Origin of the sequence: Myxococcus sp. CA005 (assembly GCF_006518205.1) — a bacterium.
Classification (GTDB): Bacteria; Myxococcota; Myxococcia; order Myxococcales; family Myxococcaceae; genus Myxococcus; species Myxococcus xanthus.
Genome location: NZ_SRLV01000128.1, coordinates 1 through 17,854 on the forward strand (window position 1 = coordinate 1; position 17,854 = coordinate 17,854).

Here is a 17,854-nt window from a genome sequence, read left to right on the forward strand (position 1 = left end):
GGGCCATGCTGGCCGTGGGGGGCGGGTTTGGCCGGGGCGGCTTGAAGACCGACGTCAGCGGCCTTCAGGAACTCGCCGCGGTCCAGGCGCAGTTGCTGCCCCTGGATGCATGCCACATCGAGTACGGAGTGCGGGCAGGCGCGCTACCGCACCGCTCGACGGGCTCCCGGAAGTCCGCCTCCGTTACGCCGTGCAGTGGGGCGTCGGTTTCCTATGTTTCCATCAGCGTTCCGGAGGAGCTTCAGTCGTCTCAAGTCGCCTTTGACATGACGCGAAGCTCCGTCTCCGCGCCCTGGAAGATCCTGGTCGACAAGGATCAGACCGCGTTCCCCGACCTCAAGCAGTCGCTCGAACGGCTCGCACCCCTCATCGTGGAGAAGTATCCCGAGGCGCTTGCCACGGAGATTCAGCGCCGTGTGGACAGTGAGCGCGCGTGGCAGGAGAGCAAGGCTGCCGAGCGTGCTCGCAAGGAAGCGGCGAAGACCTCGTATCCCGAGTGAGCCATTTGCCATGAGCACAGTGCCCACGCAGCCGGCGCAGAAGTCCGGCAAGAACACGATCCTCATCATCGCCGCGGTCGCGGTAGTGGTCGGCGGCATCGGCGCAGCGACCCTTCTGCTGGGCCGGCAGCCGAGCGACGTTGGGAGCCTCGGGAAGACCGACGTCGGTGGCCTTCAGGAGTTGGCCGTTATTCAGGCGCAACTGCGTCCCTTGCGGGCATGTGGCATCGAGTACGGGGAGCGGGGACGGCGGATGAAGTCGGGCTCTCACACGTCCGTATGGGTCAGCGCGTGTGAGAATGACCGTTTCGCGGGAGTCCGCATCGAGGTTCCCACCTCGCGACAGGTAGAGGGCGTCGCCTTCGATCTGGAGCGGAGCTCCGTCTCCGAACTCTGGAAGATCCTGGTCGACAAGAATCAGGTGCCATTTCCAGAGCTCAAGCGGACACTCGAGCAGCTCACGCCCTACCTCGTCGAGGAGATTCCCTCAAGGCTTGCTCAAGCCATCGAGGCGAAGGTCGCGGCTGATCGCGAGAGGCAGAAGCACCAGGCCGCGGAGCCTGCTCGCAGGGAAGCATCGAAGAACTCGTATCCGGAATGAGGCGCCTGGCCGCCCCGTCCGCTCACGGGAACTCGATGGAGCCGAGGCTGATGGGCGAGTGCGGACGACTCCGCGGATGAGGTGTGGAAAGAACAGTGCCGGGCCAACTACGTCCTGTGGAGGGATGAGAAGAACCCTGTGTGGGAGGGCGACTGCTATGCCTGCTTTCGCTACTGCGCAGGTCAACACGAGTGGCCCGACGACCAGTGCAGACCGCGTAGGAAGAAGAGGGGATAGCCATGTCCAAAACGCTCGACTGGAACCCCATCCGGGCGCTGGCTCGGCGTGTGCTGCGCGAAGGACAGCCGCTCGTATTGTCCGATGAGGTGCGCGCGCTATTGCTTCGCTCTGCCAGGGAGGTCGCAATCCGTGATGCCGATGTTGGGCGTGCCCTGGCCACGGACGTCGACGCACTGAAGCTCCTCGAGGCGATATCCGACCGCATTCGCAAAGGGTCACTGCGCCTGTCTCGCACCCTGAGCGAAGCCGTGCGCCGCAGGGATGCGGGGGACGTTGATGGTGCTCGCCAGCTACTCCATGACGCATTGGCTGTCGAAGTGGTGCCGATCTATCGGGACAGCCTGTACGCATATGTGGAGTCCCTTGATGACGAGCCATCGACCGACACCGAGGCGTGACTGACGCCACGCCTCCGCAGGGATGGGTCCAGTCCCGAATTATGTGTAGGGCAGCCCGCTCGTTGGTAGGCGCTTGGTGTGGCTCAGGACTCCTGTAGGAAAGTGCGCGTTCGCCTGCGCCCGCGTGCCATTCATTGATCGGCGTGGCGGGTGTGTGCTTCCAGGCATGCCCGTCATCATCCGGGGTGCCCGAGTCCGATTTCTGAAAACGAAGCCGGGCGAGGGGCCGAAGCCGCCTCCGCGCCCACCGTGTGAGTACTGCGGGAAGGCGTGGCACAAGTTCGCCGCCGCGTGGGGCTGGCACGTGGGGAACTCCACGGAGTTGCGGGAGAACATCCTCGCGGGCCGGGAGTCCAGCGAGCACCCCTGGTACACGGGGCGCTGGTCCATCGCCGCCCACCACCTCATCTGCTCGGAGGCCATGGCGGATGACGAGAACTGGGCCCGGTTCTGCCGGGAGTTCGGCTACGACATCAACCGGCGGGAGAATGGCGTCATGCTGCCCATGGTTCTGGCCGTGGCATGCGAACTCCACGTCCCTGTCCACATCGGTCCTCATTCAGGAGGGTGGGCTTTCGACATGGACATGGCGTACCCAGATGCGGTGAAGGGAGCGCTGGAAGCTGTCGCTGATGCCGTGGAGCGGGGCGACTACTGCCAAAAGCCTGCGGCGCTGACGCAGTCCTTGGACCGCATCAGTCGCCAGATTCTCACCAAGCTGGCCAGCGGGAAGTGGACGCTCACCACCGATGGGCTGGACTACCTGCCTGGGGGGAGAGGTTGTGCCGGCGCCACGAGCATCCAGGACAAGCCGCGCCGTGCATGCCCCGTCGGGCGCAGTCACAGCGACACCAGGGCACCGCTACAGCGGCGTGCGCTTCAGGTGGGGGAGTAGGCCATGCAAGACGACTACTTTGTCCTCATTCGCGCCCGCTCTCAGCAGCACCCTCTGCTGGCGTGGGACCAGTCGGCCTCCGCATTTCGGAAAGGGAAGCCCGTGCAGGTCGTTGAGCCTGTGAAGTTGAAGCTGAGCGAGCCGGTGCCACCAAAGCCCGTCATGGTCGACTACCACAGTCTGCCCTCGCCCGTGGTCTCCGGCCGAGTCAAGGACGCGCTCGAGCGGGAGCGTCTTCATGGTGTTCAACTGGTTCCTGCGGACGTTCAGGTAGGGGAATCCGTATTGCGATACTGGCTTGTCCACATGTGGCGGCGGCTTGCATGCATGGACCGGGGTAATTCAGTCTTCGAGGAAGACGCGGACGGCCACTTCCTCCTGAGCCTTGACAAGCTGGTGCTCGACGAGGCGGTGCTTGGAGAGGTTCCCCTCGAAGAGCGCTTGGCCTTCCGCCTCGCGGAGTCCGTGGTCCACCTATTCCATCGCACCGTGGTGGAGAAGGTGTTGTCCCTGTCTCCTCCCCCCGAAGGACTGCGCTTCATCCCCTTGGCAGAGTGGGGGGATTCTTCCGGATTCAGGTGCGCGAAGACTTGAGGGCTGATTACGGCGCTCGGTTGCATCTCGACCACCAGGGCGGTGGGCTGCAGTGACATGTCGAGGTAGCGGCGGTCTGCCCAGATGCTGGAGACCTCCAGCACGACGGTGGTGATGAGGCGCAGTGCGCAGGCGCGGTTGAGGAAGGCGCCCACGGAACGGATGCGGCGCTTCACCTCACCGTGGAGGCGCTCCAGGCCATCAACAAACGTGCGCGGCAACACCTGGCCGCTCCGTCCGCTCACGGGAACTCGATGTTGCCGAGGATGATGGGGCGCTTGCCGCCTGTGGAGCCGGCGCCCTGTTGTCTTTCAGGGCTCATCTTCGAGGTCTTCGAGCTGGCCTTCCGCTACCTCTCGGTAGTGCGGCACCACTTCGACGGAGAGCACATCCCGCATTTCCTGGCGGGCGCTGTCGAAGTCGCCAGCCTTCTGGTGGCGATACATCCTGTGCAGCGCGTCCATCAGCCTGTTGGACCCGTCGGTGATGCGCCGCGAACTCTCGCGGAGGAGTTCTAGCGCCCCCACCTCCGTAGAAAGTGCCTGCTCCGCGTTCGCATCGCTGATACCTACTTCTCGCGCTGTGCGCCGGAGGAGCGCGCGCACATCATCGTCGAGGACGAGCGGCGCACCTTCGCGGATGACTCTGCGTGCCAATGCGCGGATGGGGTCCCAATCAATCTTCTCGGACATGTGTCACCTCTTCTTCTTCCTGCGCGGAGAACACTTGTCCTCTGGCCATGCCTGCTGGCCCTCGCAGGAACGAAGGCAGTCGTGGCACGAGCCAGTCCAGTCAAATTCTTGGCAGTCGCCATAGGCGCGGATGCAACGCCGCTTCCACTCCGGCAGGTTCGCGTTGTGCGTGTCGTCCCATTCGGCGGGCGCTTCTTCCGCCGCCTCTATGACCATCTTGACGCCTGCCATGTGCGACGCGGCTTCGCTCGCGGTGAGGCCGCACGCTTCGGGCATGCCGGGGTTGCGCTGGATGCAGCACGTCACGGTGTCGGTGCAGGTTGCCAGCGCATAAGCGTCGCGGCGGCTGGCGGTGCCGGTGGCACTGCTGGAGCAACCTAACGCCAGGGCGACCAAGACGCATGATAGGTTAAGTGGATTGTTCTGATTTTGCATGAATAGCGGACTAATCACGGTCCGGCGTCATGCGTCTATCACCCTGGATGGGTAGTTCGTGGGGTGGCCAGACCCCTCGGTTGGGCCTGAACCGTTTTGTGGACACCCGAGATGTGATGGAAAGGGTGTCCGAAGTCGGCACTGGAGTGAGGCGCCTGGCCGCCCCGTCCCCTCACGGGAATTCGATGTTGCCGAGGATGATGGGGCGCTTGCCGTCCTCCGCCCACAGCGTCAGGGTGAAGGGGCCTCGGGGCGCGCCTTCCACGGGTTCGGTCTCCACCAGGACGTCCATTTCGTCGCCGGGGTTGAGGCTGGCGGGTGCCCACACTCGCGCGACTTTCAACTCCGCGCCATCCGGCCCCACCAGTGCTGCGCCCGTGGCCTGCCAGGGCTTCGCGCCCAGCGGGTTCTTCAGGCCCACCACCACCAGAATGCTCCTGGCCCGGAAGGTCAGGCCGGAACGGAGCACCAGGCTGTTCCTCGCGTGCTCCCGGACGTCCAGGAACTCTCTTGCGGCGACGCCGGTGCGCCCCATGTCTCCACTCACCCAGAGCCCCATCAAGCCACCGGGGCGTGCCTGTGCTGCTCGCAGCCGTGCATTCTCCTCGCGCACTTCCTGCAGTACCCGCCGTGTCTCCAGCAGCTCCCGCTGGAAGGAGGCTGCCGTGCGCGCTCGACGGAAGAGCTCCACCTGCCGTTCTGCCCGTGCGGGCGTCTCGATGACGAGTTGAAGCGTGGCCTGGATGGGGACCGCTCCATCCGCGAAGTAGACGGTCAGCGTTGCGCGGGACTCGTCGGCTACTGGCTCCTCGGGCACCAGGATGAGGAGTTCCCGGTCCACCACCTGACGGAACCGTCCCGGTCCGGACACCTCCGCGCGCATCAGGGGGGTGTCGAAGCGGAGCACCGTGGCGACACCTTCTCCGACCCGGATTTCGGGTGGCCGACCGCACCGCTCCGCGCCCAGCTCAACGGGGCGTTCCGTCGGCTCCCGGCAGGTGGCGGGCTGGGCGCGCGTGGGCTCCGCCGCCAGCAGGAGAGCGAGAGCAAGAGGGATGGGCAGTGGCGTGGGCACGGACAATCACTTCCCTGGCGGGCGGAACAAGCCGGTGGCGGAGGTCACTATTCGAAGCGATTCACGGCGTAGAGCACGGCGGTGTTGCTAACCGTGGCGATGCCTGGGCCTGGGTCGTCGCCCTTCCGCCGGATGCCGCGTACTCCGTACTGTTCGACCATCTCCAGGCACACGGGGATGAAGTCACCTCCACGGGTGTAGGCCTGGGTGAAGCGGCCATAGACGCGGTCGGCGAAGATGAGTTCGCCCACGGCTTTTCCCGAGGTCAGGGGGCCGAAGTTTGTACCGAGTTCGACCTGGACGCGGCCTTCGCGAACGGGAACGGGCTCTCCAAAACGCTTGTCGTCGACGAAGGCGAGGCTGGTGGCGTCACCGATGCGAATACCGGCCCGCTTCATGGCATCCACCGCTCCGGGGGGACAAGGTTCGCCGGGAGGCGCCGGACGCACCTGCGGGCCGCTGGGGCAGCCCAGGCCCGAGCAGGCGGCGACGGCCACCATCGTCCGGGCCGCTGCCTTGAGGGCCCGCGCGCTGGAGGCGGGCTGCTGGGGAGTCGTCACGCTGTCGGGCATCTGCTTCACGGGGAGCTCTTCCTTCTTCGGGTGCGCCACCTCGGCGGTGACGGCCGCGAGGGTGGGCCCGGGACTGGGCAGGGGCGCGGCCTGCTCACTTTCCGGCGGGCCACCGGGCAAAGCCACTTCCCGGATGGGATTGCCCCCGCCACCCAGCGTGGGTGTCGCCACCCAGAGCCACGCACCCACCGCACACGCCAGCCCGGCGAGCACCACGGCCCAGCGAGCCGCACGTTCGCGCGCAGGCGTTCGTGGCGCCGAGGCTTCGGGGGCACGTATTTCCAGCGGTGGCTTGTGGGGCAGGGGCCCACGCCTGGGCGAGGCCCAGCGGGCGTCACCTGCCTCGACCCACATCGCCAGCGCGGCGTCATTGTCGTCCTCGGACCGGGAGTCGGTGCCGGGTGTTTCCGCGTCCTGCCGCCACTCGCACAAAGGCGCGTCCCACGCCGCGTCGGCGGCTGCGAGTGCCCGCTCGACGTCCGCGCTCAGTACCTCCGCGCTCCCTCGGGCTTCGGGGGCCTTGGCCAACAGCCGCAGACACAGTTCGCTCAGCGCCGGTGGCACGCGCGGATTCACCGTGTGGGGAGCGTGAGGCGCCTCGGAAATGACGGCCTCGATTTCCGTGGGGGTTACCACCTCCAGGAAGGGAGGGCGGCCCGTCAGCATCCAATAGAAGATGACGCCGAGCGCGTAGACGTCATCCGCTGGCCCGCACCGGTATCGAGGGGCCGTGGCCGCGCTGCTGGCCCTGCGAAACGCCAGCGCCTCCGGGCTGCGATAGCGCATGGTGCCCGGCGGCAGGACGCCCTGGGTGAGTCGGGGGGCTCCGGCGAAGTCGCCCACGCCGAAGTCCACCAGGACGGGCTCACCGTCCGGCTCCCGCACCATGACGTTGGACTCCTTGAGGTCGCGGTGCACGACGCCCGCCGCGTGCGTGGCCTCCAATCCCAGGGCCATGCCGCGCAGCAGCCGTGCCACCTGTCGAGCGCTGGGGTTCTCCTCTTCCACCCACTGGTGCAGGGTCCGTCCTCGCACGCACTCCATCGCCAGGTAGAACAACCGGGGCGCCACGCCTGGGAACTTGCCGCAGGCGCGAAAGGCCACCACGTTGGGGTGGCGCAGGCGCAGGAGGATGGCGCACTCGCGCTCCGGCCACCCCGCCATCCGGTGGAGGTACTGGAGCTTGAGCGCGACCTCCTCGCCGTCGCGCATCGCGAGATACACGTCGCCGCACGCGCCGCTGCCCAGCCGCTTGCCCAGGGTGAAGCCCGCGATGCGTGTCCCCGGCGAATCTTCTCGCCTCTGCGCTTCCGCCATGCCGTCTCCCAGGGGCTTCCCACCCGGCGGGCCCCACCTGAAGTGTCACCAGACGCCAGCAGGACCCCACCGGGAGGATGCCGTTCCCGCTACTGCCAGGGAAGATGAAAGTGCTTGGCCTGACATGGTCCTGAAGGGTTTAGCGCCGCGGCATCCACTCTGAGGCCCCGGGGTTTGGGTTAGGCTTCCGGACGAGCCATGGACGAAGAACTGGGAGCGACTTTTGGAAAGGCCGTGCGCGAGGCGCGAGCGCGGCTGGGGTTGACGCAGGTGGAAGTGGCGGCGCTGTTGGACATGCACCCCATGGTCTACAGCCGGATGGAGCGGGGGAAGATGTTGCCGCGTGTGGCCACGCTCCGGAAGGTGGCCATGGTGCTTCGGACCTCCACGGATGAACTGCTGGGCCTCGCCCGGGAGGGCCGCGCGGGCGCGAAGAAGCAGTCCTCACTGCAACGCCGGCTGATGACGCTTTCGGAGGCGCTGGACGAAGAGAAGCTCAAGGCGCTCGTCGTGATGGCGAGCGCCCTGTCCCGCTAGCACCAGGGCCCGGCTTCAGGCGTCCTTGGGGCCCCGCCCCGACAGTTCATGGGCCTCGAGGCCCGATGGGAAGAGGCTCTCGTCGAGCAGTTCGACCTCGTCGCGTACCGCGCTGGCGTCGCTGATGAGCCGCGTCAGCTCCGCGGCCATGTCGGCCCTGCCGAAGGGGCGGCCGGTGCGACGGACTTCCTGGACGATGCATTCCCGAAGTGCTTCGCACAGCGCCTCCGCCGAGCCGAAGCGCTTCGTCGCATCCTTGTGCAGCATCCCTTGAAGGACGGCGCGCACCTTGGGCGGCAGGCTCGCGGCGGCTCGCTCCACGTCCTGGGGACCATGGTCCTCGAGCAGCATCAGCATCTGTGTGAGCGGCAGGGAAGGGGGCTCCTCCAGGCGCAGCTCATGCGACTTCGCACGCGGTGGCTCCAGCGCCTCCGCCGCGGCCGCGAACAGGTGCCGCCCCGTGGCCAGCTCCAGTAGCACCAGCCCCAGCGAGAAGAGGTCCGAGGCGGCGGTCAGTGTCTTGCCCGCGAGGTACTCCGGAGACGCATAGGCCACGTCGCCCTTGAGCAGCGCCTCCGCCGTCTCCTCCCGGCCGACTAGGTGCGAATAGGCCACGCCAAAGTGCGTCAGCTTCACCTCGCCCGTGCGAGCCACGCGCACGTTGCGGGGACTGACGTCGCGATGAATCAGTCCCAGGGACCGGCCCTGCGCGTCCTTGAGCGAGTGGGCATGGTGCAGGGCGTCCGCCAGCTCCGCGGCGACGTGGAGCGCGAAGGCCAGGGACACGGGCTGCCCCCGCATGGCCATGAGGTCCAGCACGGTCTCCAGCGACGGCCCGTCCACGTGCTCCATGATGATGTACGGCTTGCCCCGGTGAATCTTGAAGTAGTGCACCTGGGCGATGGTGGGGTGGTGGAGGCGGTAGGCCAGTTGCACTTCCTCCACCAGCCGGTGTCGGCGCGCGGAGCTCGCGGGGCTGCGCACGCGCTTGATGACGACGGGGCCGGCGAGCCCGTGCCGCTGGTAGCGGTCGGCCAGGAGCAACTCCTCGCCGTTGGCCCGGCGCTCCAGCATGCGGACGAACTCGAACCGCGTGTGCTCCACCGAGAAGAGAACGTGCCGCCGTTCGAACGTGAAGATGGAAGGTTCATCCTGGGGCGTGGTCGTGAGGCGGTGCGAGGCCAATGGCGACTCCTTGATGTAGACCGGAAAAGGTTATGCTTAGGTAAACATAAATTGGGCGCGGGGAGGAAGCCGGCCCCGGTGCGGGGTGCCAGGGCGGATTTTTCCGCTGGCCTTCATGTCCATGGACGGGCTCTTGTCAGGCGCTGGGGCCTCGTCTCGTCATGAGCCGCCGGACGCCACCGGTGTGCCCGGGACTCCGCCGCGAAGCGGTCCCGTGAAAGCACGACCCGAGGAGAACACCCGGATGGACACGGAGCTGCAGGGCAGAGGCGTCCTGGTCACGGGCGGCGCCGGAGGAATCGGCACCGCCCTGGTCCATACCTTCGCGGAAGAAGGCGCGAAGGTGGCAGTGCACCACCACTCCAGTACCGAGAAGGCCCAGGCGCTGGCACGCGACGTCGGCGGTGCAGCGCTGCGCGCGGACCTGACGGTGGAGGCCGACGTGGACGCGCTGGTTCCCGCGGCGGTGGCCGCGCTGGGGCGGCTGGACGTGCTGGTCTGCAACGCGGGTGTCTGGCCCGCCCCGGATGAACCCGTCTGGGAGATGTCCCTGGCGCGCTGGCGCCGCACGCTGGCGGAGAACCTGGACAGCGTCTTCCTGTGCTGCCGTGCCTTCCTGCGGCACGTGGCCACCACGAAGACGGGCAACATCGTCATCATCAGCTCCACGGCGGGGCTGTTCGGTGAAGCAGGACACGCTGACTACGCCGCCGCCAAGGGCGCGCTGGCGAGTGGCTTCCTCAAGAGCCTCAAGAACGAATTGGGCCGCATCGCGCCCCTGGGCCGCGTCAACGTCGTGTGCCCGGGATGGACGGCGGTGGACCGCAGCCGCGACAAGCTGGCCCAGCCGGGCTTCGTTGAACGCGTCACGCGGACGATGCCGCTGCGCAAGGTGGCGCAGCCGGTGGATGTGGCGCGGGCGGTGGTGTCGCTCGCGTCGGACCGAATCTCCGGACATGTGACGGGTGAAGTCGTCACTGTCGCCGGAGGCATGGAAGGAAGGGTGCTGCATGACGACTGAATTGGATGTGCGGACGTACAACCGCGAGGCGTGGGACCGTCAGGTGGCCACGGGCAACAGGTGGACGCTTCCCGTCAGCCCAGAAGTCATCGCCGCGGCACGCAAGGGCGAGTGGAGCATCGTCCTCACCCCCACGAAGCCGGTGCCGCGCGAGTGGTTCGGCGACGTGAGGGGCAAGGACATCCTGTGCCTCGCGGGCTCGGGTGGACAGCAGGCCCCGGTGCTGGCGGCGGCGGGGGCCCGGGTGTCGGTGCTGGACAACTCGCCCGCGCAGCTCGGTCAGGACCGCATGGTGGCGGAGCGCGAGGGCTTGGAGCTGCGGCTGGTGGAGGGCGACATGCGCGACCTCTCCGCCTTCGAGGACGCGAGCTTCGACCTCATCTTCCACCCGTGCTCCAACTCCTTCGTGGACGCGGTGCGCCCCGTGTGGCGTGAGGCGGCGCGGGTGCTGCGTCCTGGCGGCGTGCTGCTGACCGGCTTCACCAATCCCGTGAACTACCTGTTCGACCTGGCCTTGGAGAAGCAGGGCATCTTCACGCTGAAGTACCGGATGCCCTACTCGGACTTCACCAGCCTGTCCGACGAGGAGCGCCGCCGCTTCACGGACGTGGGTGAGCCGCTCTGTGTCGGGCACTCCCTGGAGGACCAGCTTGGTGGTCAGGCGGATGCGGGGCTCGCCATCGTCGGCCTCTTCGAGGACTCGTTCGGTCCGGAAGATGCCCTGTCGCAGTACTACAACGGCTTCATCGCCACCCGCGCGATGAAGCTCCCGGTGCGGTAGGGCGTGGGGCAGGGAAGCAGGCGCGAAGAGGCGTCCGCTCGGGCGGATTTAACCTTTCGCGCCGCGCGGGGTTTTTCAGGGCAAGAGGCGACGGGAAGGCCGGCTCCCGAAGCCTCAGTCACCCTGAGGAGCAAACCACGATGAAGCTCATGACCGCCCTGCGTTCCGTTGCTGTCGCCTCACTGTTCATCGCCGCGCCCGTGCTGGCCCAGACGGCAGCGCCCGAGTCCACCCATCCGCCTGCCGCGGACGGCAAGGGGTGCGGCGGCCACCACCGGCACAAGGGCAAGAAGCACGGAAACAAGATGGCCCGCCTGGAGCACCGGATGGACAAGGCCGTGGCCGAAGGCAGGCTCTCCCAGGCCCAGGCCGATCAGTTCAAGGCCGAGGGCCGCCAACTGCGTGAGGAGATGAAGGCCCAGCGTGAAGCCTCGGGCGGCAAGCTCTCCGATGCGCAGAAGGACGAGATGCGGTCGAAGATGCGCGCCTTCCGCGAGAAGATGAAGTCGGCCATGCAGGCGAACGCGCCGCAGAAGACGTAGTCCCGTGCCGCACGCGAGGGGAGGGGGGCGGCGGAAAAGTGCCGCAAGCCCTCCGGCGGTGGCGGGCACCGTGCTGGCGCACGCGGCGTGACGCCTCGTGGGCGCCTGGCGCAGAATGGGTGGCCCTGCCTTCTCGGACGAGGTCCTCATGCGCGTGTTCCCCTTGTTGGCCGTCGCCGTTCTCTTCTTCGGTTGCGGCGCGCGCTCGGGCCGCGTGAAGCCCGAGGGCCCGGAGTCCACGGTCGCCGTTCCGGATGACGCGGAGCTGCGCCGGGTGCAGACGCGGGCGAAGTACCTCTTTGATGCGGAGCGCGCCGCCATCTTCGCCACGGACCGGCTCCTCATCCAGGACGCGCTGGACCGCTCGCGCATGGAGTGGTTCTTCACGCTGCCTCGCGAAGATGGGTGGTACTCCCTCTTCGGCACCTTGGACGACGCGGGGACCTTCACCCCGGCCTATGCCTTCAAGGCTCCGCGTGACGATGCGGAGCAGATGGCTTCGTTGCCACTCAACGAACTGCCCGGAGACTTCAGCCCCGTCGCCCGAGCGGTGAAGACGTCGATGCTGGCCACGGTGGAGGCCTTCGAGCGGGGGTCCATCAATCCGGTGGTCTTCGTGGAGGAGGATGGGGACCTCACCGTCTATGTCCTCCAGGGGACTCGCGACCCCATGCGCTTCTATCTCGGCGGGGACATCCGCTTCCGCTACAGCCCCGACGGGCGCACGCAGCGAGAGGCGGTGCGGCTGCACCAGAGCGTCTTCGCCATCAGTCTGGAGCCGGGGCCGGAGGGCGAGCTGTACCAGGGCTCGGCCCACTCCCACGTCCTCTTCGGGGGGCCGTTGGAGACGGAGCTGGCGACGCTGATGCTCTACCCGGAGCTGGGCGCGCTCACGGTCATCCACGCCGCGTCCCGCATCGCCTACTTCTTGACCCCGGACGGAGCCATCCGGGTGCTGAGCGAAGTGCCGGAGCGGCAGCGGACGTTGAGGCCGGATGGGACGTTCGGCCCGCTCGACATGGAGGAGGAAGCCGCGCCTCCGCCTCCCTCGGGACAGGTTGACTTGTAGCCGGGCTCAGATGCCCAGGCGTTCGGCCCAGGCGAAGTAGGCCGCGCGCGGGTCCACGAAGGGGTCGCGGAACAGGGCCTGCACCTCCGCCTTGGCCACCTGGCCACTGTCGAAGGCCTGGTACAGCCGGTCTCCGAGCAGATAGCCCAGGGCGTGGCTGACGCCGTGGAACAGGCGGTCCTTGCGCAGGGGGAGGAGCTTCACGGCTTCTTCCGGCGCTTCCGCCTCCGTGGCCTTGTGGGCCAGCACGAAGGCGGCGATCTGCCGCTCCACGCCGCGGCTCTCGCCGAAGCGCTTGGCCCACTCGGCCACGCCCAGGCAGGTGCGCCGGGGGTTCACCAGCTTCGAGCCGAAGAAGCCCAGCGCCTCTTCCAGGCAGCGCGCGTAGAAGGCCTCCGAGGCGCCGCGCGGCGCGTCCATGGCGTCACCCACGGCGCAGTGCCGGACGAAGTGCGCCGCTTCCTCCGCCGCGTGGTTCAGCGACAGTGACGCCAGGTAGGCCACCCGCGCGCGGGGGATGTAGCTGCTCTCGCGGGAGAGGATGTGGCGGCGAAGCTGGGTCAGCTCGGCCTGGGTGAAGCGCCCGCGCCGCTGGATTCGCGCCAGGACGTCGCCGTCCGCGGCGGTGGCCACGTCCACCGTGTCCAGGGAACGGCCCACGGGCACGCCGGCGAGCCGGCCGATCAGCGCGGACATTTCACGGAAGCGCTCGGCGGCGCCGCGATCCAACAGCGGGGCGTCTCCGGCCTCCGCCTCCAGGTAGTCCAGGAAGCTCTGCTGGCACACCACGGGGGAGGCGTTCATCAGGCAGAGGGTACCGTCGGCCAGCTCCACGGCCTCCGCGGCGCCAACGCGGCCTTCGCGCGCCAGCCGCCACCAGACGCCTTCCGCGTTCTGGTACACGACCAGCCCCTTGCGCGTCTCCGTGCCGAGCGCGCGCTCCACCTGCGCGGGCAGGTGGCAGGGCGCCACGTGGTACTGGCCCACCAGCACCATGACCAGTGGCCGGTCCGGCGCGCGGGCGGCGCGGGCGATGCGTTCGGCGGCGTAGGCGTCGCGAAGCTCCAACGAGCGCTCACCCTGCGCCCGGCGGTCGATGCCCACCACTTCCAGCTTCTGCTTGCGCGCGAAGGAGAGCAGGGTGCGCGTATTGGACCAAACCCCCGAGCCGTGTCCCAGCTTCGCCAGCAGGGAGCGCTCGGTGATGCGGCCGGCGCGCCAGGCGTCCACGGTGGCCTGGTGACGGCCCTCCACGCACTCCAGCGCCATGATGACGCGGCGGCCCGAGGCCTGCGCCCGCTCCACCAGTGCGAGGTAAGTCTCCTGCGCGAGCGGGAGCGTGTGGTAGTCGCCGACGTAGACGACGTCCGCCGCCTGTACCTGCTGGTACACGGCGGGCAGCGTCGTGACGCTCCGGTAACCCGAGGTGCGCCGCCGGAAGCGGGCCTCGTAGGTTCGGAAGGATGCCGTCTGTCCGTCAACCACTCGGGCAATCTGCGCGCGCTGGCGTCGGAACAGGGCGAGGTGCAAGGCGAGCGAAGCGCGCATGGAGTGCCGCAATCCCTCGCACGCCGCCGCAGGCCCGGCAAAAAAACGGCGCGTCCGTGTGTCGGGAGCGTTCCTTGACTGGGGCGGAAGGCCAATGGACCATGGCTCTCAGCCTTGAAGACCGCACACGCTCGCGCGACCCTCCTCAGCCTGGTCCTCGTCATGGCGGTGCCCGGCCGTGCCGAGGAGCCGGGGCTCTTGCATTCCCCACCGGAACGCGCCGAGCCGCGCGTCGCGCTGCAACTCGACGGCACGCTGGTGGAAGGCCGCCGCGTCCTCGAGCTGTACGTGCGCTACCGAGGCCCGGGCGAGCCTTATGCCCGCCGCCCCATGGAGCGGGAGTACGGCGACCTGTACCGGGCCTTGATTCCCGCGGAGCACGTCGTCCCGCCCGGCATCGAGTACTACGTCGAGGGCCTCACCGCGGATGGCCAGCGCGTGCCGCTCTTCCAGTCCGCCTCGCGCCCCGCACGCGTGCTCGTGGGCGGCGAGACGCCGGCCAGTGCGTCCATCGTCCGGCCCACGCCGCCGCCCGAGCGCCGGCCCCCGCCAAGCCGGACGCCACCGCGCGCCGCTCCGCCCGAGCCTGCGCCGCCTCCCGAGCGCACGCCTCCGCCCGAGCGCTCCCGCGCGCAGGCATCCGCGCCGCGAAAGGATGCGCCCCCGGCGACGCGGCAGGACGACTCCATGGCCGCGCTCACGGCGGACCTGCCCGCGGATGCGCCTACGGAGGCTTCGTCGTCGGCACGGCCGTCCCGGGCCTCCGCGGCGGCAGGCAGCGCGCCCGCGCCGCGTGAGCCGGCAGCCCCACGGTCCGAGCTGGAGGAGGACCTGGCCCTCTACAGCGCCGAGGACACGCTGGCCCTGGCCACGCGCCACGAGGCGGCGGTGCGGACGGTGCCCGCCATTGGCGCCTCGTTCAGTCAGCAGCAGTTGCGTTCCCTGGGCGCGCGCACCGTGGCGGACGTCCTGGACGTGGTGCCCGGCCTGTCGGTCAGCAGGGATGTGCAGGGCTTCCACCGCACCGCCATTCGTGGCCTGCGCAATGACGCGGAGGTGCTCTTCCTTCTCAACGGCCACCGCCTCAACAGCTTCTTCGACGGCAAGGCGCTGATGAACCTGCCGGTGGAGAACCTGGAGCGGGTGGAGGTCATCCGCGGCCCTGGCTCCGCTCTCTATGGCGCCGGTGCTTTCCTGGGCGTGGTCAACATCGTCACGGACACGTCGGACGGCGTTCGCACCGCCGTGTCCGTCGGCGGCTACCCGGGACAAGACGACCGGCTCGCCGTCACGGGGAACGGACACATCTCCGCGGGGCACACCGCTGGGAATCTGCGCGTCTTCGCGGACATCGACGTGTGGAGCCAGGCTGGTGACTCCACCGTCATCGAGAACGACGGCCTGGACGACGAGTCGCGCTCGCAGGGGCTCCGCGACGTGACGGACCCCGCGGGGCGCACCCGAGACGAGCGCTTCCTCTTCAACGCGGGCGCGGGCGTCACCTACGCCATGGGCGACGCGGGCCGCCTGGGGGCCTCCGCGCGCTTCCTCACCGAGCGCCGCAGCGCCCTGGTGGGCCTCTTCGACACGGTGGGCGAGGACTCCAAGCTGGGCTGGAACGTCTTCCTCGCGGACCTGACCTGGGAGCGCTCCTTTGGACCCGACGTGACGCTCCGCGCGCGGGCCGCGTATGACCAGCAGTCCACCGACCGCTTCTTCCAGATCACCCCTCACGACTTCAGCGCCGGCACGGGCGCGAACCGCCTGTTCGAAGAGGGCATGCAGGAGCAGACGCGCGTCTCCGTGCGCTCGCTCACCGGCTCCGTGGACGCGGACGTGGCCCTGGGCGCCTACAACCGCCTCTCCCTGGGCGCGGTGGTGGAGCAGCAGTCGCTGGGCGAATACGACTACGTGACGAACTACACCCTGGACGCCCAGGTGCGTCCGGACGGCCTGACGCGGCCGGAGGGCCTGGTGGACCTGACGAGCGGCGCCGCGTCCCGCCGCCTCAATGTGGGCCTGTTCGCGCAGGACCAGTGGACCGTCGTCAACGCGCTCACGCTCACGTTCGGCGTGCGCATGGACGCCACCCAGTTGCCCACGGTGGACGCGTCCGGCGCCATCAACGGCACCCGCTTCGTGCCCACCCTCAATCCGCGCGTGGGGCTGGTGTTCGCGGCCACCGACGCGCTGGTGCTCAAGGCCCTCTACGGGCGTGCCTTCCGCGCGCCCACGCTGCAGGAGTTGGTCGAGCGCATTCCGGACACGGAGTACAACCAGGGCCGCTTCGAGGGGAACCCGCGCCTCCAGCCCGCCACGGTGGACACCTTCGAGCTGGGCGCGGACCTCATCCAGTCGGCGGGGGACGCGCGCGTGCGGCTGCGTGCCAACGCGTACGTGGCCCTCTTCGGTTCGCCCATCGTCCCCGTGGACACGTCGGGCAACATCGTCCCGCTGCGCAACCGTGAGCTGGGCGTGCGCGTGTACGGCGTGGAGGGCGAGGCCCGGCTGGAGGCCTCCAAGCGCGCGTATGCGTGGCTCAACGCCAGCATCTCCCGCGCGGAGGACCTGGAGCTGCCCGCCCAGTCCCGCCTGCTCACCGACACGCCGCAGGCGCGCTTCAACGCCGGCGTGACGATGCCCATCGGCGCCTATGTGAATTTCGACGTGGTGGTGCGCACGGGCGCGGAGCGGCGCAACAACAGCCGCTCCGTGCTGGAGCTCATCCGCCGCTACAAGATTCCGTCCTACAGCCTCATCACCGCACAGCTCCGCACCGAGCCCATCCTGGAGCACTTCGAGGTGGCCCTGGTGGCGCACAACCTGTTCGACAACGACCTTCGCGACGACGTGCCCCGTCCGGACCGTGTCCCCGGGCTGCTCCCGCGCGAGGGCATGTCCGGATTCCTCACCGTGAGGGCCCACTACTGATGCCGCGCTCCCGCTCCCTGTTCGCCGCGCTCACCTTCGGGCTGGGCGCCTTCCACGGCGGCTGCATCGCCTACAACGATTCGTGCCAGCCCCTGGTGGAGGACCCCGACGCCGTCGTGGGCTACCTGGCCGACGATGTGCTCCTCGACAAGGTCTACACGCGGCACGACAACAATGCGCTGGGCCAGCTCGTCGCGGATGCCCTCCTGCACGCGGAGGATGACTCCACCCGCCCTGCGGTGCTGGGCGTCGTCAACGGCGGCTCGCTGCGCCAGGAAGGTCTGTGCGTCACGCGGACCGAGCTGCGCCAGGGCCCGCTCACGGATGGCGTGCTCCACGAGCTCATCCTCTTCGAGAACCTCGTCGTGACGGTGGACCTTACGGAGAAGGAGCTCGTGGACATGCTGGAGCTGTCCGTGGGCGCGCTGTACCTGGAAGGGCAGAGCATCGCGTCGCCCTCTGGCGCCTTCCTTCACGTGTCCGAGGGCAGCTCGCTGCGCGTGGACTGCGGCCAGCCGAAAGGCTCGCGCGTGCGCGAACTGACGGTGGGTGGGGTGCCCGTGACGCTGCCCGCGCGCGAAGACGCGTCCATCCGCTACCGCGTGGCCATGAACGCGTACATCCTGGAGGGAGGAGACGGCTATGGCACGGCGCTGGGCAACGCGGGACAGAACCCGGACCGCAACCCGGTGCAGGCTCGGAAGCTGGGCGGTACGGAAGCCAACCTCGCTTCGGCGTACATGAAGGCCAAGCACCCAACGCCCGTGCAGGCGCTGCGCGAGGAGTCGCGAGTCGTCTTCCAGAACTGCGCCCTGCCCGCGAGGCCCGCGGGCAGGTGAGGGTGGGGGACCGGGCGTGAAGCCGGCCCTCCGGAACTACTTGGGCTCTTCGGAGGGCGCCACCGCCACGGCCGTCACCGGC

General features: G+C 68.6%; 18 protein-coding genes and 1 pseudogene. 12 read left to right on the top strand and 7 right to left on the bottom strand.

Features of this window, described 5'->3' with window-relative positions; genetic code table 11:
- The 5 genes from FMQ63_RS34445 to FMQ63_RS34465 all read left to right on the top strand — a co-directional run.
- Positions 1–500: hypothetical protein (locus tag FMQ63_RS34445; RefSeq protein WP_228556543.1), on the top strand; the 500-nt coding region annotated here is incomplete at its 5' end.
- A gap of 10 nt (positions 501–510) precedes the next feature.
- Positions 511–1,101 carry a hypothetical protein gene (locus FMQ63_RS34450; RefSeq protein WP_020478367.1) on the top strand — a complete coding sequence of 197 codons (591 nt, stop codon included), beginning with the start codon at positions 511–513 and terminating at the stop codon, positions 1,099–1,101.
- A 239-nt stretch (positions 1,102–1,340) separates the two neighbouring features.
- A complete protein-coding gene (locus tag FMQ63_RS34455) occupies positions 1,341–1,739 on the top strand; it encodes a DUSAM domain-containing protein (RefSeq protein WP_011554381.1) in 399 nt (132 codons plus the stop codon).
- Positions 1,740–1,905: 166 nt separating this feature from the next.
- On the top strand, positions 1,906–2,634 hold the full coding sequence (locus FMQ63_RS34460) for an AHH domain-containing protein (RefSeq protein WP_225909333.1): 729 nt from the start codon (positions 1,906–1,908) through the stop codon (positions 2,632–2,634).
- A 3-nt stretch (positions 2,635–2,637) separates the two neighbouring features.
- Positions 2,638–3,228: a DUF1629 domain-containing protein gene (locus FMQ63_RS34465; protein ID WP_011554379.1), complete on the top strand. Its 591-nt coding sequence runs from the start codon at positions 2,638–2,640 to the stop codon at positions 3,226–3,228.
- 50 nt (positions 3,229–3,278) lie between these two features.
- On the opposite strand, the pseudogene FMQ63_RS34470 reads toward FMQ63_RS34465, so the two are convergent.
- The 5 genes and pseudogenes from FMQ63_RS34470 to FMQ63_RS34490 form a co-directional block, all read right to left on the bottom strand.
- A pseudogene (locus FMQ63_RS34470) lies at positions 3,279–3,431 on the bottom strand (transposase); the annotation flags it as partial.
- Positions 3,432–3,539: 108 nt separating this feature from the next.
- The gene (locus FMQ63_RS34475; RefSeq protein ID WP_011554377.1) at positions 3,540–3,920 is read right to left on the bottom strand and encodes a DUSAM domain-containing protein; all 381 of its coding nucleotides are present in this window, start codon (positions 3,918–3,920) and stop codon (positions 3,540–3,542) included.
- A gap of 3 nt (positions 3,921–3,923) precedes the next feature.
- Entirely contained in the window at positions 3,924–4,355 is a 432-nt protein-coding gene (locus FMQ63_RS34480; RefSeq protein WP_216608358.1) for a hypothetical protein, read from the bottom strand.
- A 172-nt stretch (positions 4,356–4,527) separates the two neighbouring features.
- Positions 4,528–5,430: a DUF2381 family protein gene (locus FMQ63_RS34485; protein ID WP_225909332.1), complete on the bottom strand. Its 903-nt coding sequence runs from the start codon at positions 5,428–5,430 to the stop codon at positions 4,528–4,530.
- Positions 5,431–5,477: 47 nt separating this feature from the next.
- Positions 5,478–7,319 carry a serine/threonine-protein kinase gene (locus tag FMQ63_RS34490; RefSeq protein ID WP_011554374.1) on the bottom strand — a complete coding sequence of 614 codons (1,842 nt, stop codon included), beginning with the start codon at positions 7,317–7,319 and terminating at the stop codon, positions 5,478–5,480.
- Positions 7,320–7,517: 198 nt separating this feature from the next.
- Here FMQ63_RS34490 and FMQ63_RS34495 point away from each other — a divergent pair, with 198 nt between their 5' ends.
- Positions 7,518–7,856: a helix-turn-helix domain-containing protein gene (locus FMQ63_RS34495; RefSeq protein WP_011554373.1), complete on the top strand. Its 339-nt coding sequence runs from the start codon at positions 7,518–7,520 to the stop codon at positions 7,854–7,856.
- 15 nt (positions 7,857–7,871) lie between these two features.
- Here the strand turns inward: FMQ63_RS34495 and FMQ63_RS34500 are convergent, their stop codons facing one another.
- Positions 7,872–9,041 (bottom strand): serine/threonine-protein kinase, encoded by a 1,170-nt coding sequence (locus tag FMQ63_RS34500; protein WP_011554372.1) that lies wholly within the window; start codon positions 9,039–9,041, stop codon positions 7,872–7,874.
- Between the two features lie 244 nt (positions 9,042–9,285).
- Between FMQ63_RS34500 and FMQ63_RS34505 the strand changes: the two genes are divergently transcribed.
- From FMQ63_RS34505 to FMQ63_RS34520, 4 genes are all read left to right on the top strand, one after another.
- The gene (locus tag FMQ63_RS34505) at positions 9,286–10,062 is read left to right on the top strand and encodes an SDR family NAD(P)-dependent oxidoreductase (RefSeq protein WP_011554371.1); all 777 of its coding nucleotides are present in this window, start codon (positions 9,286–9,288) and stop codon (positions 10,060–10,062) included.
- Complete coding sequence (locus FMQ63_RS34510; RefSeq protein WP_011554370.1) at positions 10,052–10,843, top strand: class I SAM-dependent methyltransferase; 792 nt, start codon at positions 10,052–10,054, stop codon at positions 10,841–10,843. Before FMQ63_RS34505 ends, FMQ63_RS34510 begins: the two co-directional genes overlap by 11 nt.
- 140 nt (positions 10,844–10,983) lie before the next feature.
- Entirely contained in the window at positions 10,984–11,385 is a 402-nt protein-coding gene (locus FMQ63_RS34515) for a hypothetical protein (protein ID WP_011554369.1), read from the top strand.
- Between the two features lie 148 nt (positions 11,386–11,533).
- Entirely contained in the window at positions 11,534–12,454 is a 921-nt protein-coding gene (locus FMQ63_RS34520) for a hypothetical protein (protein WP_225909331.1), read from the top strand.
- Between the two features lie 6 nt (positions 12,455–12,460).
- Here FMQ63_RS34520 and FMQ63_RS34525 read toward each other — a convergent pair whose 3' ends face one another.
- A complete protein-coding gene (locus FMQ63_RS34525; protein ID WP_026113890.1) occupies positions 12,461–14,002 on the bottom strand; it encodes a ChaN family lipoprotein in 1,542 nt (513 codons plus the stop codon).
- Positions 14,003–14,116: 114 nt separating this feature from the next.
- Between FMQ63_RS34525 and FMQ63_RS34530 the strand changes: the two genes are divergently transcribed.
- Positions 14,117–16,933 (top strand): TonB-dependent siderophore receptor, encoded by a 2,817-nt coding sequence (locus tag FMQ63_RS34530; protein WP_011554366.1) that lies wholly within the window; start codon positions 14,117–14,119, stop codon positions 16,931–16,933.
- Entirely contained in the window at positions 16,933–17,772 is an 840-nt protein-coding gene (locus tag FMQ63_RS34535) for a 5'-nucleotidase C-terminal domain-containing protein (RefSeq protein ID WP_011554365.1), read from the top strand. Before FMQ63_RS34530 ends, FMQ63_RS34535 begins: the two co-directional genes overlap by 1 nt.
- Positions 17,773–17,854 lie beyond the last annotated feature (82 nt).